Annotated in this window: 17 protein-coding genes; 11 read left to right on the top strand and 6 right to left on the bottom strand. The window is 64.3% G+C overall.

Annotation, left to right across the window (positions count from 1 at the left end):
- From ACFOYU_RS16195 to ACFOYU_RS16160, 8 genes are all read left to right on the top strand, one after another.
- On the top strand, nucleotides 1-287 hold a 287-nt coding region (locus ACFOYU_RS16195), incomplete at its 5' end, for a hypothetical protein (RefSeq protein WP_377034392.1).
- Between the two features lie 14 nt (nucleotides 288-301).
- Nucleotides 302-1,537, top strand: coding sequence for a sodium/glutamate symporter (locus ACFOYU_RS16190; protein WP_377034391.1), 1,236 nt, complete (start codon nucleotides 302-304; stop codon nucleotides 1,535-1,537).
- Between the two features lie 378 nt (nucleotides 1,538-1,915).
- Entirely contained in the window at nucleotides 1,916-3,508 is a 1,593-nt protein-coding gene (locus tag ACFOYU_RS16185; RefSeq protein ID WP_377034390.1) for a phospholipase D family protein, read from the top strand.
- A gap of 364 nt (nucleotides 3,509-3,872) precedes the next feature.
- Nucleotides 3,873-4,319 carry a hypothetical protein gene (locus tag ACFOYU_RS16180; protein ID WP_377034389.1) on the top strand — a complete coding sequence of 149 codons (447 nt, stop codon included), beginning with the start codon at nucleotides 3,873-3,875 and terminating at the stop codon, nucleotides 4,317-4,319.
- A 216-nt stretch (nucleotides 4,320-4,535) separates the two neighbouring features.
- The gene (locus ACFOYU_RS16175) at nucleotides 4,536-4,688 is read left to right on the top strand and encodes a DUF3309 family protein (protein WP_377034388.1); all 153 of its coding nucleotides are present in this window, start codon (nucleotides 4,536-4,538) and stop codon (nucleotides 4,686-4,688) included.
- Nucleotides 4,689-5,024: 336 nt separating this feature from the next.
- Entirely contained in the window at nucleotides 5,025-5,456 is a 432-nt protein-coding gene (locus ACFOYU_RS16170) for a superoxide dismutase family protein (RefSeq protein ID WP_226742484.1), read from the top strand.
- Nucleotides 5,457-5,744: 288 nt separating this feature from the next.
- Complete coding sequence (locus ACFOYU_RS16165) at nucleotides 5,745-5,978, top strand: DUF6894 family protein (RefSeq protein ID WP_226742483.1); 234 nt, start codon at nucleotides 5,745-5,747, stop codon at nucleotides 5,976-5,978.
- Between the two features lie 428 nt (nucleotides 5,979-6,406).
- Nucleotides 6,407-7,174, top strand: a complete 768-nt coding sequence (locus tag ACFOYU_RS16160) for a Crp/Fnr family transcriptional regulator (RefSeq protein WP_377034387.1) — start codon at nucleotides 6,407-6,409, stop codon at nucleotides 7,172-7,174.
- 21 nt (nucleotides 7,175-7,195) lie between these two features.
- Here ACFOYU_RS16160 and ACFOYU_RS16155 read toward each other — a convergent pair whose 3' ends face one another.
- Both ACFOYU_RS16155 and ACFOYU_RS16150 read right to left on the bottom strand, forming a co-directional pair.
- Entirely contained in the window at nucleotides 7,196-7,987 is a 792-nt protein-coding gene (locus tag ACFOYU_RS16155) for a Crp/Fnr family transcriptional regulator (RefSeq protein ID WP_377034386.1), read from the bottom strand.
- Between the two features lie 188 nt (nucleotides 7,988-8,175).
- Nucleotides 8,176-9,714, bottom strand: coding sequence for a Do family serine endopeptidase (locus ACFOYU_RS16150; protein WP_377034385.1), 1,539 nt, complete (start codon nucleotides 9,712-9,714; stop codon nucleotides 8,176-8,178).
- A gap of 355 nt (nucleotides 9,715-10,069) precedes the next feature.
- Between ACFOYU_RS16150 and ACFOYU_RS16145 the strand changes: the two genes are divergently transcribed.
- Genes ACFOYU_RS16145 through ACFOYU_RS16135 form a run of 3 tightly spaced genes read left to right on the top strand, consistent with a single transcriptional unit; the run spans nucleotide 10,070 to nucleotide 12,103 of the window.
- On the top strand, nucleotides 10,070-10,783 hold the full coding sequence (locus ACFOYU_RS16145; RefSeq protein WP_226742479.1) for a PRC-barrel domain-containing protein: 714 nt from the start codon (nucleotides 10,070-10,072) through the stop codon (nucleotides 10,781-10,783).
- Between the two features lie 28 nt (nucleotides 10,784-10,811).
- Nucleotides 10,812-11,600: a PRC-barrel domain-containing protein gene (locus ACFOYU_RS16140; RefSeq protein ID WP_377034384.1), complete on the top strand. Its 789-nt coding sequence runs from the start codon at nucleotides 10,812-10,814 to the stop codon at nucleotides 11,598-11,600.
- Between the two features lie 56 nt (nucleotides 11,601-11,656).
- On the top strand, nucleotides 11,657-12,103 hold the full coding sequence (locus ACFOYU_RS16135; RefSeq protein WP_377034383.1) for a PRC-barrel domain-containing protein: 447 nt from the start codon (nucleotides 11,657-11,659) through the stop codon (nucleotides 12,101-12,103).
- A 9-nt stretch (nucleotides 12,104-12,112) separates the two neighbouring features.
- On the opposite strand, the gene ACFOYU_RS16130 is transcribed toward ACFOYU_RS16135, so the two are convergent.
- The 4 genes from ACFOYU_RS16130 to ACFOYU_RS16115 form a co-directional block, all read right to left on the bottom strand.
- On the bottom strand, nucleotides 12,113-12,472 hold the full coding sequence (locus ACFOYU_RS16130; RefSeq protein ID WP_226742476.1) for a DUF1236 domain-containing protein: 360 nt from the start codon (nucleotides 12,470-12,472) through the stop codon (nucleotides 12,113-12,115).
- Between the two features lie 27 nt (nucleotides 12,473-12,499).
- The gene (locus ACFOYU_RS16125) at nucleotides 12,500-13,090 is read right to left on the bottom strand and encodes a PRC-barrel domain-containing protein (protein ID WP_377034382.1); all 591 of its coding nucleotides are present in this window, start codon (nucleotides 13,088-13,090) and stop codon (nucleotides 12,500-12,502) included.
- Between the two features lie 165 nt (nucleotides 13,091-13,255).
- A complete protein-coding gene (locus ACFOYU_RS16120; protein ID WP_377034381.1) occupies nucleotides 13,256-14,101 on the bottom strand; it encodes a hypothetical protein in 846 nt (281 codons plus the stop codon).
- 120 nt (nucleotides 14,102-14,221) lie between these two features.
- A partial coding sequence (locus ACFOYU_RS16115) for a hypothetical protein (protein WP_377034380.1) occupies nucleotides 14,222-14,408 on the bottom strand: 187 nt, incomplete at its 5' end.

Below are 14,408 nucleotides of genomic sequence, written 5' to 3'. Positions count from 1 at the left end.
CGCTCTTCGCCAGATCCAACCCGATTGTGCTAACCTCTCCCATGGACGCCTCCCTCAAGTGGTGCAGTTCAACACCTCCACTTTGGCACACTGAGGCCGTTGGGGGGCGTCCACCTCATCAGAACCGGGCGATCCAACTCACCGCTCTTGCGTTTACGGTAGGCCTTCTTATTCTCGTGGCGGTCGAGGAGACGTTGGGCGAGGTTCCCGTAGTGTCCGAGGAGAGCCGGACCGCCGCTGCCTTCTTCATCGCTGGCTTCGCCCTGCTCACCCTTGTTGCCTCCTAGACGGAGCCTGAGCGGTGAGCGATGCCGAAATCCCATTCTATGCCGCCGTCGCCCTCGCCGGGGCTGCTTTCGTGGCCGTTGATCTTGCGGACCGGCGGCTCCCCTGGATCCGGCGCATCCTCCCCCTTCCGATCACGGCAGGTTTCCTGGCGGCCCTTTTCCTGCTGATCCCCCGCGCTCTCGGCATGCCGCTGCGCGTGCCGCATCAGGGCATTCCGGTCGACTTCCTGATCGCGTTGCTCACCACCAATATGGGGCTGCACCTCACGCCCAAGGTCCTGCGCAAGGGCTTGCCCGCGCTGGGATTGTTCTTGCTGGCGGGCTTCTGCCTGTACTGGCTCCAGCTCCTGGCCGTGCTCCCGCTGGCGTTCCTCACGTCCCACCCTCTGGAGACGGCAATCGTGACGGGGCCGCTGTCCTATGTGGGAGCTCCTTACAACCTGAACCCGCCTGCGCAGGTGCCGCCGGTTGCAGGCCTCCTCCGCCCGGCTTTCCCTGACCCGGAGACGACGGCCCAGGGAATGATGATGGTGGGCATCATCCTCGGGCCGCTCCTGGCATCCTGGTGCGGCTCCAGATTTTTCAGGCGGGCCGGTCAGGAGCCGCCTCGACCGCCCGCCCAGCACCAGCAGACGCCGAATGTTCCGTTGACCGCCTTCGGACAGCGCGAGACGCATGTGCTTGCACTGATCCTTGCCATCGTCGCCGTGGCGTTCGGCATCCAGCAGCTGCTCCTTGCAACCGTGCCGGGCCTCGAGCCCGACCATCTGCCGGTAATCGTGATCTCGTACCTTTTGGGTGGACTGACACGGTTGTCCGCGGACAAGGCCATGGGGCCGGACCGCTTCCCGGAAGCGGCCCTGACCACGCTCCTGCTCGGCCCGACGATGAGCTTCGTGCTCACCTACGCGATCATGAGCATTCCGCTGCACAAGATCACGTCGATCACCCCCATGATGGGGTTGGCAGGCGCGCTCGCCATCATGACCAGTGCGGCCTTCGGCTGGCTCCTGTTTCCGCTCTTCGCCAAGGTCGTGGGGCGCTATTACGGTGCGGTGATCGCCACCGCTTTCATTGCAGTCACGACGGGCTGGGGACCGGTGGCGATGGCGTTCCTGCGTCGCTCGACGGATCAGCAGGGCGAGGTCGAGCCCATGCCCGCCATCCTGCCGCTGAACGCCTTCTACATCTTTCCCTGGATGGTGATCCTCACGACGAAAGCCCTTTTCGCAATCCTAGGCCAGAGCTGAATCGCACTTCCAGCCGTTCACGATCATTCCCGGCGCAACTCCGACGGAGGTCGCGGACACATAGGGGCCGGGCCGAACCCCAGGGACCCGAGTGCATTTTCTCCCTTGCGAGCCGAGTGGCAGGGTCCATACCTGCCAGCCGCAGACCGCGAGCGGCTAGGTTCGGCAGAAACAATCCGACGGGATGCAGCCAATGGTTTCCGTTTTCCAAGGTTTGATCCGCTTGCCGTCCATGCGCTCCTACGCAATCGTCAGGTGGCCTGCGCACCGGGATCTCTGCGCCGAGGGCCCGACTTCCCCGACCATGTGCCAGCGTGCCCGTTGCGCGATGCAGCGTTGTCCGGCGCGTCACACTCGGCAGGCGTGGCAGTGACTGCCATGCTCAAGCTTGCGGCGCGTTGGACCATCGGCGTCCTGGCCGGGATCCTCTCCGTTGGGCTGCTCGTGGCTCTGGCGGAGCGGCGTTTCAGGCGGGTTCGCGAGCAACTGGTCAATCGGGGCGACGAGTTCCGGCCGGAGCGGCCCATGCGCCCCTCACGCATAGCCGAAGCCGCACGGGCCGGGGCGGGCGGGCATGGGGACAAGAGCGGTCACCGCCTCCTCCCCGACGGCCCCCAGGCGCTTGGAGCGCGCCTTGCCCTTGTGCAGGCCGCAGCCAACACCATCGATCTGCAATACTACGCCTGGCACGACGATCTGGCCGGCCGCCTCATGGCGCTGGCGGTACTGCATGCCGCCGAGCGCGGCGTGCGCGTGCGCATTCTGCTCGACGACCTCCATGCCCACTCGACCAGGCGACTTCTGCACCTCCTCGCAGCTCATCCGCACATCACCGTGCGGGTTTACAACCCGTCGGTGACACGCCGCGCCTATTTCCTGAACTGGCTGTTCTCCTTCCACCGCCTGAACCGTCGCATGCACAACAAGGCGCTGGTCGTGGATGGCGCCGCCGCGATTCTCGGCGGCCGCAACATCGGGGACGTTTACTTCGGCCTGGCGGCAAACATGAACTTTCGCGACATCGACGTGCTGACCGTCGGACCGGCCGCGCAGGCGGTGGAGGCCTCCTTCGAGCGGTTCTGGGACAGCGAGTTCGCCATGCCGTCTACGGCCTTCGGGGTGAAGGAGCGCGCGAAGGAGGCGGAGGTCGATGCCATCCTCGAAAGTCTGGAGCGCAGCATCGACGAGCACATGAGCCGGCGCCGCGAGCAAGGGAAGCCGCAATCCTTGCAAAGTGACCAGTCCCTGCTCGGTGAAACGCTCGCCGGGCGCGGGATCGATCTGGACGCGCTCCTGCGTGATCTGATCTGGGCACCCGCGACCGTGCTGGACGATGTGCCGGGATATGCTGCAGGCGCGGGCCGGCTCCAGCAGAGGCTCTGGGATACTCTCAACGACATCAGGAGCTCGCTCGACATCGAGGCCGGCTATCTGATCCCAGACGACGAGGATCTGGCGCGTTTCCGAAAGTTGACCGCGCACGGGGTGGCAGTTCGGATCGTCACCAATTCCCTTGGCACCAACGACGTGCTGCCGGCTCAGATCGGGTACTCGCGCCACCGCCGCGCCCTGCTCGCGGCCGGTGTCGAATTGTACGAACTGCAGCCGGATGCCAGGGTGAGGCGCGCCCTGTCCCTGCTGGGGAGTTCCGGCGGCGCAGGCCTGCACGCCAAGGTAATGCTCGCGGACCAGCGCCTGTCGGTGATCGGCTCCTATAATCTCGATCCGCGCTCGGCGGACCACAACACGGAGCTGGTGCTGCTGATTGAGGGCGAGGCCTTCGCCCGGGAGCTTGCGGCAACGATGAAGCAGGTGCGGTCTCCGTCCCAGAGCTACCGGGTTGAAATCCGCCGCGGCAGGCTCGTCTGGATCGATGACGGCTCGGTACGGCCCCAGGAGCCGGGTGCCACGCTGCCCGCGCGGATTCTGGCCGGTTGCATGCGTATCCTTCCTGTCGAATGGCTGTTGTAAGCGACCGCTCTTCCGCGCTGCCTTCGGTGTTCCCGGTCACGTCGTCCTGCCCGGCGCCCCACGCCGGCGCTGTCGACGCCATTCCATGCTCCCTTTCAGTTCAGTTCGGTAACGTACTCAGTACGCACAGATGCCAGGAACTCCTCAAGATCGCTTCTGTTGTCCGTGCAGGCACCGTGGGCGGCCGCAATCCTTCGGGATCGCGACCGTGTTCCTCACAAGGGGGCGCGGAGGCGGGCAACCTCGATCATCAAGCTCGCATTGAGTTGCGCCATGCGGCGCGGCAACCCAGCGGCATGTCCTGAACGGTCCTCCCGGCGCAAAGCGCGCAGCTTGGAAGATCATTGAGAGAAGGGAAAACGACATGCGTAATAAGCTTCTTACGATTTCTGCCATCGCAGGCCTGGCCCTGGGCTCCTCAGCGGCCGTAGCCCAGACGCAGCAGAACCAGCAGTCCGGCTCCGGCTCCGGCTCTGCCGGCTCGACCTCCGCGTCCCAGTCCGCTTCGATGCCGAAGGCCATGTCGCAGGACAAGGTCCGTCAGGTGATGCGGGATGCTGGCTTCACGAATGTCCAGATCCTCGACGCCACCTATCTGGTGCAGGCTTCCACGAAGGACGGCGATCGCATCCTGGTGGTTCTCAACCCGCCGGTGATGGGCGGCAACAACGCGGCTGCGACGACGGGTTCGACGGGCGGAACATCCGGTTCCGGATCGAGCACCAGCGGTGCAGCTGCCTCGCCGAGCTCGGGCGGCTCGTCCGGGTCCTCGACCGGCGGCAGCACCACCATGCCCAAGCCGCAGCAGTAAGGCTAGCCGGGGCGGGGAAACCCGCCCCTCTTCCCTCCCGACCGGCTCCTTTCAGCGACGAGACGAGGCCCCTGCCCCATCGACGCACGGGACTGGGCAGCGCATTTCCAAATGCTAGAAACCCTGATCAAAACGGCAGGAGCGGCGGCCTACGACCGGCAGCGCCCTATATGAGGCAAATCCTCTCCGTCCTCCGCGTCAAAAGGGTCGAGTCGTATGCCTTATAGTGCCATCCTCATCAGCGTCGTCATTCTCTTCATCATCGCGACGGTGCCTGTGTGGCCATACAGCCGGACCTGGGGGTTCTGGCCCAGCGGATTGCTCGCCTTGGCCCTGGTTGCCCTGATAGGCCTGCTCGTCCTGGGATAGTCGCTCCCGACGCCGGTCTCATCCCAGCACCCATCCGCACCTTCTGAATCAGTGCGCCAGCGTACTGAATATGGCCGCGTATCATCGATACAGCGGAACGCCGAGCCTGACAGGTTTGTTGTCGTCCCAAGTCCTCGACCGGCGGGGAAATGGCGGACTGACCGTGGACGTCGCCGACCCTCCTACGCGATGCAGAGGACGTGGCTCCAGCGATACTCGGAGGTGACTACCGCTATGAAAAGAATTCTCCTCTGCCTGGCATTCGTCGCCGGCGCAACTCCCGGCTGGGCGCAACAGCCGACATCCTCGACCCCGTTGAGCGCGAGAGCGGTCTTCATGGACAAGGAAGGCAAAACCATCGGAACGGCCACGTTGATCGAGACGCCCAACGGCGTGCTGGTCAGAGCCGACGTCGCCAACCTGCCGCCCGGCGTTCATGGCTTCCACATTCATGAGGTTGGGCGCTGCGACGCGTCGGGCGGGTTCGAATCCGCGGGTGGCCACTACAATCCCGGAGGCAAGCCCCACGGCTATTGGCAGGAAGGCGGCCCGCATGCAGGCGATATGCCGAACCAGACGGTGGGCCAGGATGGCAAGCTGCTTGCCGAGGTCTTCAACCCCAATGTCGGGTTCAGCGGAGACGCAACGCTGTTCGACCAGGACGGCTCCGCGCTCGTGATCCATGCCACCGCCGACGACTACAGAAGCCAGCCGTCAGGGGCAGCCGGCGATCGAATTGCATGCGGCGTCATCCAACGCGACCGCTAAAAGGCGAAATGGCTCCGCCAGAAAAGTCGTCCCGCTGGATGGGCGGACTGCAAGAGTGAGGTTAGCGTTGTCCGGCGCGTCGGAAAGATGGATCGCCAGCGCGGCTGGCGGCGGCTGCCCGCGCCGGATGACCCGATCGATCCCTTGGAGGCGCTGGAGGGAAGACAGGGTACAGCACATGCGCGCATCTCGGGCAGCCGAGAGACCCGGCTCTTCGTGCGTGGGGTTCCGTGGGATGTGAGGAGGCCAGAAGGCACCGTCATCGCGAGGTGACGTTGTGGAGCGGATATGCCTCTCTATTACGTTAATATCGTCAGGAAGGATGCGAAGACCCTCGACCTGGAGGGCGTGAATTTACGCGATGACGCTGCGGCCATGAAGTATGCCCTCGCCGATGCGGTCGATCTCATCGCCCAGGGCATCTTGGATCAAGACAGCATCAAGCACTATCACCTTGAAGTCGTGGATGGTACCGGCCGCATGGTCACCATGATCTCCCTGAAGGATGTCGCCGGCCGATAGGAACGGCCCGGAAGATCCGAAACCGCCTTCCGTCATCAGGCCCCGAGGCGCAAAGAAAACCCCGCTCCAGGGAGGGGGGTCTGGAGCGGGGTAGTTCCGGAAACGCACCTGGTCAGGAGTCTTAGGGTTACCTGCGACGGTTCTCCTCCCGCCCATCGGCCCACCGAACTGGTTAAGATCGGAGATCCGGCTTCGGGGCAGGACACCCTCGAGGCGTCCCATGCAAAGAAAAGCGTCCACGACACGAAAGGTTCTCGCGATATGAAGAAGCTCAGTGCGGCATCGTACCGATTTGAGGGAAGACAGGGTCGTGAGCTCGATTTCGCGAAATCATGCGGCCCCGCGGTTCGAAGACGAGCCTCACGTGGACGAACCGACAGGACCTGTCCTAGACTTCGCCTCCCTCGCATCGGCCATGGAGCGATGTCTTGACTGAGCTGGCCAAACGGTCACCTTTCCTTCGCGGTTTCGAGCAGTTGTTCGCTCTGAGCTCGGACGAACTCGATTTCCTGCACCGCCTCGAATCGCAGAGCAAGGAGGCCTCGGCCCGGCGACCGCTTCTGGGAGACGGCAAGAGCTATGACTATGCTCTCATCGTGCTGCAGGGGTGGCTGATCGAATACAAGATCCTCCGCGATGGGCGGCGCCAGGTTCTCAATTTTCGGCTGCCCGGCGAGATTGCCGGCATCGATAGTCTGGCCTACGCGGCCATTCCGCATTCGGTCGCTCCGCTCGTGACGAGCAAGGTCGCGGTACTGCCCCTCGAGACGTTCCACGACCTGCAACGGGAATATCCGCGGCTCGGATCGGTTCTGTTCCTGATGACGTTGCGCGAGGAAGCCATCCTCCACCAGTGGGAGGTGAGATTGGGGCGCCGAGACGCCTATGCCCGTATCGCCCACCTTTTCATGGAACTGTACCGGCGACTGCATCTGCGCGGCCTGACCGACGGCCCGTCATTTCACCTGCCTGCAACTCAGGAAGATATCGCGGACTGCACCGGCCTCACCACACCCTATGTCAACCGCATTCTGCAGCGCATGCGCCGTGACGGACTTCTGCGGTTCGACGGGCAGGTCATCGAATTGCTGGATGCACCGCACCTCGCGGAGGTCAGCGGGTTCAAGCCCGGATACATCGAGGACTGGGGAAACGGTATTCAGCCGCAGAGAATGGAGCAGGCCCAACAGGCGTGAGCTTGCCCGCTCCAGCCGGCTCTATGGGACATCTTCGAGACCTATTGCCGACGGCTGCTCGGCTCTTTCGCCGGCGGCCTTGGGAGATGACACGGCCTCGGGAGGAGTCGTGAACCGGTCGAACTCGGCTCTGATCGTGAAATAGCAGCCGCAGGCGAGGCCCTCGAGCTTGCCGCGGTCGAGGACATGGATGTGTCCGCGCTCGCCTGCGCAGATCGCGTCCGCACGGGCAAGGACGTGAACGGCCTCCGTCACGCTGGCGCGGCGAACGCCGAGCATCTTCGACAGGATGTCGTGGGTCAGCGGCAGATCGCTGCGATTCAACCGGTCCTGCGCCATGAGCAGCCATCGCGCGAGGCGCTGCGGAAGAGAGTGACGCGCATTGCAGGCTCCGGACTGACTGGCCTGCACCAGGATCCCGTGCACATACCGGAGGAGAATCCCCCGAAGCGCCGGCATCTCGTTCACCGCATCGAGCAAATCCGGGGTTCGCAGGCGCAGTGCGCTGCCTTCGGCCTGAACGACCCTTCGATGAGGAGAACTCTCGGCGCCCAGGATGACGGTGATGCCCGCCATACCCTCGCACCCGATCAGCCAAGCCTCGACTCCATGGTTGTCGCCGTCCGTGTTGGCCACAACCGACACCAGCCCGTCCTCGACGAAGTAGACGTGCTCGATGGGAAGCTTCGCGTGATGCAGGATCCGCCGAGCCTTGAGTGGTACGGCTTCCAGCTTAGGGCTCAGCCGCCGAAAATCCTCCGCAGGCAACGACGCCAGGAGCTTGTTGCGCGGCGGGACCGCGACGGTCATCATGGGGCGACCCTTTGGTATGATGTTGCTTTCCGCCTAGCATCAACCCTGACAATCCGCCATCCGCAAACGGGCTAAGGCGTCGGACAATCGCTATGCACTAGTATAATGCGCGGGATAATCGAAACCATGTTTCGGATATTCAATGCCCGGCAGGCTGGAGATCCAGCCTGCCGGAAGTCGAGAGAAGTTTAGGCGGCAGGAATTTGGAGTGCGATGAAGCGGGTCCCTTCCTTCGCCTCGACAAGGAAGAGCACGCTCTTCTTTCCGTCCTTGCGGCTCGCCTCGAGAGCGTTCTTCACGTCCGCCGGGGTCTGAACCGGCTGGCCTGCGACCTGCGCGATGACATCGCCCGTCTTGAAGCCTTTCTCGGCGGCCGGGCTGCCGGGCTCCACACCGACGACGGCAACGCCTGCCTTGTCGTTGTCGCCCGTAGCGGATGCCGGTGCCAGGTTCAGCCCGAGCTTGCCCACCTCGGTACCAGTCTTCGAATCCGCGGCAGCCGTGGTGGTCGAGGGCATCTTGCCGATCGTGACGGAGACATCCTGCTGCTTCCCATCGCGCCAGACCTGCAGGGTGGCCGTCGTTCCGGCGTTCAGGGAAGCGACGGTCCTGGACAGGTCGCGCGCATCGCTGACCGGCTTTCCGTTGACGGAGAGAACGACGTCGCCCGCCTTCAGTCCGGCCTTTGCCGCCGGGCCGTTATCCTCGACACGGGCGACGATAGCACCCTCGCTCTTCGGAAGTCCGATGCTTGCGGCGATGTCCTTGGTCACGGGCTGGATCTGCACGCCCAAGAAGCCGCGCTCGACGGTGCCCTTTTCCCTGAGCTGGGTCACGACGTTCTGAACCGTCTCCGAGGGAATGGCGAAGGCGATACCGACATTGCCGCCAGACGGCGAGGCGATTGCCGTGTTCACGCCGACCACCTGACCGCGCTGATTGAAGGTCGGTCCGCCGGAATTGCCACGGTTGACCGGCGCGTCGATCTGCAGGAAGTCGTCATAGGGGCCAGCGCCGATGTCACGCGCCCGAGCCGAAACGATGCCCGCTGTCACCGTTCCGCCGAGGCCGAACGGGTTGCCGACGGCGAGCACCCAGTCTCCGACGCGCGGAGCGTCGGGAGCCAGCTCGACGAACTTGAACGGCCCACCCTCTTTCACCTTCAGCAGCGCCAGGTCGGTCTTCGGATCGGTTCCGACGATCTCGGCCGGCAGCGTGCGGCCGTCGTCCATGAGAACCTCGACCTCGGAGCTCTTGTCGATGACGTGGTTATTGGTCACGAGATAGCCGTCGGCCGAGATGAAGAAGCCCGAACCCTGCGAGGCGCCCTGCCGCGGACGCGGCTGGCTGAAACGCGGGCCCTCGTTGTTCTGCCCGCCTTGGCCGCGGAACCTCTTGAAGAACTCCTGGAAAGGGTGATCGTCCGGAAGCCCGAAATCGGGAAGGTTCGAATCCGGCCGGGCCGACGGGCTGGCCGCGCTCTGGGTCGCCTCGGCCTTAGCCCGTACGGACACGACGGCCGGCTTCACGCGGTCGACGACATCGGCGAACGAAGGGACCGTCGCTGCCGGAGCCGTGGCTGTCTGCGGCGCCTGGGCGAAGGCCGGCAGGGCGGCACCGCCGCCAACCGCGGCGACGGTCGCCAGAGCAACGGCGCCAAGGAGAGCGGATCGCGTTTTCCCGGCGCGGCGCGGCGCGTCGCTGGATCTCGAGTACAGGTAGGTCATGCTGTGTTCTCCATCAGCGCAATGAGGTCTTGCCTCGGATGCAATTCAGATGGGGTCAGGCGCGTGAAAACGTGCTTACGGCAAGATGAAGTGTTCGTAACGTTCATCTGCGCTCGCAGGCCCGTTCGGCCGATCATCTTGACGCGCAGCCTCTCAGGCCCCGTGAAGTGCCTGTGACCCCTATGACCTAGTTAAATAAGATTCCGCTTTCTCTTTGCGACAGTCATGGCCGCGGCGGGACATTACTGTCGGTACGCTGCCGGACCGAACCCCGAACCCGTTGCTCGCTGCTGCATTGCTTCTTCAGCCACGTGGCCGCGATCGACTCGCGCCGACTTCATGAGGGAGACTGATCATGATGCTGTCCCGGATCGGAATCTCGGCGGTTATCGTAACCGTGCTAGCGACGCCTGCCTTCTCGCAGGGCCAGAACCCGGCCGTGGCCCCGGCCCTGCCGGGTCAGGTCAGCCAGCTTGCTCCGGACGCGCTGTACCAGGGCTGGCGCTCCCGGCAGTTGATCGGCCAAGGCGTGACCCGGAAAGGCGGAGAGCAGATCGGCACGGTACGCGACCTCATCATCGATGCCGACGGGCGTCTCGCAGCCCTGGTCATCGAGGGCGGCGGAGCTCTCGGCATACCCGATGCGGTCTACCGCATTCCATGGAACGAGGTGAATCTCACGCCAGGACAGAACGGCGTGACGGTCAGCCTGGCGGACAACAGCGAGAAGCCGCAATACGGCCTGTTTCCAGGCACCGAAGGCGTTTCGACGTTACCGCGGGAGTTCCGGCTGACGGAGGTCATCGGCGACTACGCCCGCCTGCAGACAGGTTACGGCTACGGATACGTCACCGACGCCGTCTTCAGTCAGGAAGGGCGTCTGATAGCCGTGCTCGTCAGCCGGGATGCGGCATCGGGCGGCGGCACGTTCGCTTTCCCCTATCCCGGCACGACCGGGCGCTGGGACCCGGGAGCGAGCTATTACGGCCTGCCTTTCGTCACCGAATCCCAGGCAGAGACCGCCGGTCTCCGGATCGATCCGCAGCGCTTCCAGAAGAGCGCCCTGTAGCCGCGCGGCACCACTCAGAAGTCAGGGGATGATCGTGCTTCAAAAGACCTCAAATCTCATCGGCCATTCCATCCGCGCAAAGGATGGCGAGATCGGCAGCGTCGCGGATCTTCTGTTCGAGGACGACACTTGGGCCGTTCGCTGGCTCGTGGTCGACACGGGAGGTTGGCTGCTGGGCAGGAAGGTGCTTCTGCCGGCCGACCATCTTGGCTCGGTAGACGTGGAAGCCCGCGCGGTCAGCGTCGATTTCACCAAGGAACAGGTTGAAGAAAGCCCAGGCACCGGCATCGACCTGCCCGTATCCCGCCAGATGGAAACGTCCATCTACGATCACTATGGAATGCCGCCTTATTGGCCGGTCGGCGCCGGTGCCGCTTGGGTGCCGCCGACCGTATACACTCCCGCGGCAGGACACGCCGCCCCCACCTCCCCTCCGACCCCGCTGACAGGGCATGTCCCCGACGATGCTCAGACGGGAGATCCGCACCTGCGCAGCGCCAGCGAGGTGACGGGCTATGACATCCACGGGAGCGACGATCAGGTCGGCCACGTCGAGGATTTTCTCGTCGACACCGACGAATGGATCGTTCGCTATGTCATCGTCGACACGAAGAACTGGTGGCCGGGCAAGCAGGTCATCGTCCCGCCGAAATGGGTCGAGGCGATCAATTGGGAGAAGCGCGCGATGCGCGTCGCCCGAACCCGCGACGAGATCAAGAACGCGCCTGAATACGACCCCTGGAGCCCCGTGGACCGGGACTACGAGACGCGGCTCTACAGCTACTACCGAATGCCCGTCTACTGGACTCAAACCTGACGTCCGGTCCGAAGCGTCTCCTTCGCCTCGGGCCGAACGGGTTTCTGGAGGAACCTATGCGAAGCTTCATCGCCGGCAGTCTGCTGATCATTGCGGCTGTGACGCCGGCCGCCGCCCAGAATGTACCTGCTCCAGCACAAGCCGCTCAGCAGATGATGCCGGGCGACGTCGCATCCGCGGCAGCCAGTGCGGCCCAGACGCTGACGTCGAGCGCCAAGGATCGCCTGCTCGTCAAGGACCTGCTCGGCGCCCAGGTGACAGGGCCCGGCGGCGGCACCGTCGGAACGGTCGAAGATCTTGTGGTGATCCCCGGCGGGCGTGTCGTCGCGGCCATCATCTCGACGAAGGACAAGAACACCGGTCGCATTCCGGTCCCGTTCGCGGCCGTCAAACTTTCCAGGACATCGGGCAAGATCGCGATGTCGCTCCCCGTCGCGCTGTCCGATCTGAAGAACATGAAAGAGGTGCAGCAGCTCAGCAAAGCCGTGCCGGGAGTGAAATAGGCTCGAGCCTCACCTGATGATTTGGACGATCCTGCGGCTGCTCGGCTCCACGATGGCAATGCCGTCGTCCATCACCACGTAGCGATAGCTGGTGACCTCCGGAATTTCCGTGATCATATCGCGGGGCAGCCCTCGCAGCGGTATCGTGGACGGCAGAATCGCGCCGGCCTCCAGGCTCTTGCCCGCAGTGACCGGCGCGATGTTCTGCGCTTCCACGTAGCTCTTGATCCGATCCCGCTTGTATTGCGGCAGCTTGTTCAAATCCGATGCCGTGCTGCCGCCGGCCGGGGTCTGTGGCTCCTGCGCCTGCCCGGTATGCGGCAGCACCAGCAAAAGCATAGTGAATGCAGTCGCAAGTGCCCTGTTCATTTGATGCTCCTCTGCCGCGACGGGTGACTACCGGGTGGATCCCGTCTCGGTGGGTGGGTCGGCCGGACGCCTGACGCTGACGGTACCGGTGTCCTGCAGCGTAGTGTACCGCCGTCCGTCGTCCTGCGCCGCAGGCATCAGCCGGAGTTCGTCCTCCCCGATGCCGGAGATCTGCAGGCGGCCGTCTCTCAGCGTCATGTCGTTCAGCGGCAGGGCGACCTGCTTGTTTCCGGGCCAGCGGGGGCCACGGTAGGTCACGAGGACGTAGGTCTGCTGGTCGTTCCCGACCACGACACGGTCCACATCGCCGAGATGCATTCCCTTGTCGTTGTACACGTCGATGCCGGCGATCCGTTCGACCTGTACGTCGCTCAGGCTCGCAGCCCCGCTCTGCGCGGTCCGGGCCGTGTCGAGACAGGCCTGGTACTGGTTGCCGTCCCGATAGATGCGCATCTGCTGGAGAGCCTCGTGAGCCGCTGTCGGAGACCGCTGCTCCAGCACTTGAATGAGCCGGTCGCATTCCGCGCTCGCCGTATTGGATTGAGGGCTGCTCTGGCTCGCAAAAGCTCCAGCGGGAATGGCTGCCAGCAGCAGCCCGGTCAGTGCTTTACGTTTCATGGACATCACCCTGTTTTCCGACCGACACGGTTGTCCCGTGTCGGATACCATCTCGTCTATCGAACCCTTCGCGCATTTCGCCGTTCCGGCCTCGCCCCAGGAGAGGAGCGGAACATTGTACGCTGGCGCTCCAAAGAGGGACCGAACCACTCCTGGCATCGAATCCTACCGAGCGGGGGTTCGCGAGCAGTCCCAACCTGTCGTGGTTCTGCTGCACCTCAGCTCCGATCCGGTGCTGCTGCTCGTCTGGGAAGGCTCGGCCGCCGGATCGGCGGTGGGATTCCGGCGCGCATTGGTCATCTCCTGACGAGCCGTTCCGAGCTGCTGTTCAAGGATCGCCAGCTGCTGCTGCAGGTTGGCGAGCTGCGACTGAGCGGCGGCTTCGGCTTCCCGAGCCTGCTGGATCCGCTGTTCCGCCTCGGCGGCTTGCGCCGCACGGCCCGAAGCCTCCTGGGACAGCCGCGCCAGTTCCTCGCGCGCCCTCGCCTCTTCCTGCCGAGCCTCCTGAAGCCGCCCTCCGACCTGGGCCAGTTCCTGGCTGCGTTGGGCAATGGATTGCTCCGTCGCCGTCAACTCATTGCGCGCGCGGGCGACACGCTCCTCGATCGACCGGACCTGCGTTCCGGCTTCCGTCAATCGCTGTGTTTGCGCCTCGATCTGCTGATTGAGCTGGGTCGAGCGCTCTTCCAGCGCCCGCAATTCCTGCTGCGTGGTGCCGACGGTCTGCTGCACCTGATCGCGCTCGCGGGTCAGCCTTGCCAGTTCCTCCTCGGCGGTTGCGATGCGGCCGCGCAATTCCTCGAGGGTTCCCGCGGCTTGTCGCTGCTCCTCGAGCTGCGTGACGGCCGTATTGCGGGCCGCGTCGAGTTCGGCCAGCCGCGCCTCATAATCGCGTTCGGAAGAGGAACCCGATACCAGCGCAAAGATGGCCAGCAGCCAGCCGACGGCCGCCAAGATCGCGAGACTGAGCGGGATGGGTCGCTTCAATTCGGTTTTGTAATCGACGGCCACGTACTTGTCTCCTCATGGGGATATGGATCCTGCCTGTCTCCGCGAACGGGACCGCGAGGCTCGAAAAGCCGGCGGATTTCTCCGCCGGCTCGTTGTTTTGGTGTGGGGCGAGGTGTGGGATTACTCCCAGACCCGCAGCTCGGCCTGCTGGTTGCGCGGCAGACGCTGGAAGCTGTCGAGCTGATCGCGATAATCGTCCATCGCCTCGATATCCTGCTCCGTCACCCCCCGGATGAACAGCTGATCGCCCCGAAGCCAGAACCGCTCCAGCGGAAACGCCACACGGTCCGCCCCGATCCCGAGAAAG

The sequence above is a fragment of the Microvirga sp. GCM10011540 genome, assembly GCF_042650665.1.
Classification (GTDB): domain Bacteria; phylum Pseudomonadota; class Alphaproteobacteria; order Rhizobiales; family Beijerinckiaceae; genus Microvirga; species Microvirga lenta.
This window is presented reverse-complemented; position numbering and strand designations above follow the sequence as displayed.

Bases quoted from the DNA above. Each gene is read 5' to 3' on its own strand.
- ACFOYU_RS16185 (WP_377034390.1), top strand. From the start codon at position 1,916: ATGCTCAAGCTTGCGGCGCGTTGGACCATCGGCGTCCTGGCCGGGATC.
- ACFOYU_RS16180 (WP_377034389.1), top strand. From the start codon at position 3,873: ATGCGTAATAAGCTTCTTACGATTTCTGCCATCGCAGGCCTGGCCCTG.
- ACFOYU_RS16175 (WP_377034388.1), top strand. From the start codon at position 4,536: ATGCCTTATAGTGCCATCCTCATCAGCGTCGTCATTCTCTTCATCATC.
- ACFOYU_RS16170 (WP_226742484.1), top strand. From the start codon at position 5,025: ATGGACAAGGAAGGCAAAACCATCGGAACGGCCACGTTGATCGAGACG.
- ACFOYU_RS16165 (WP_226742483.1), top strand. From the start codon at position 5,745: ATGCCTCTCTATTACGTTAATATCGTCAGGAAGGATGCGAAGACCCTC.
- ACFOYU_RS16155 (WP_377034386.1), bottom strand. From the start codon at position 7,987: ATGATGACCGTCGCGGTCCCGCCGCGCAACAAGCTCCTGGCGTCGTTG.
- ACFOYU_RS16150 (WP_377034385.1), bottom strand. From the start codon at position 9,714: ATGACCTACCTGTACTCGAGATCCAGCGACGCGCCGCGCCGCGCCGGG.
- ACFOYU_RS16145 (WP_226742479.1), top strand. From the start codon at position 10,070: ATGATGCTGTCCCGGATCGGAATCTCGGCGGTTATCGTAACCGTGCTA.
- ACFOYU_RS16140 (WP_377034384.1), top strand. From the start codon at position 10,812: ATGATCGTGCTTCAAAAGACCTCAAATCTCATCGGCCATTCCATCCGC.
- ACFOYU_RS16135 (WP_377034383.1), top strand. From the start codon at position 11,657: ATGCGAAGCTTCATCGCCGGCAGTCTGCTGATCATTGCGGCTGTGACG.
- ACFOYU_RS16130 (WP_226742476.1), bottom strand. From the start codon at position 12,472: ATGAACAGGGCACTTGCGACTGCATTCACTATGCTTTTGCTGGTGCTG.
- ACFOYU_RS16125 (WP_377034382.1), bottom strand. From the start codon at position 13,090: ATGAAACGTAAAGCACTGACCGGGCTGCTGCTGGCAGCCATTCCCGCT.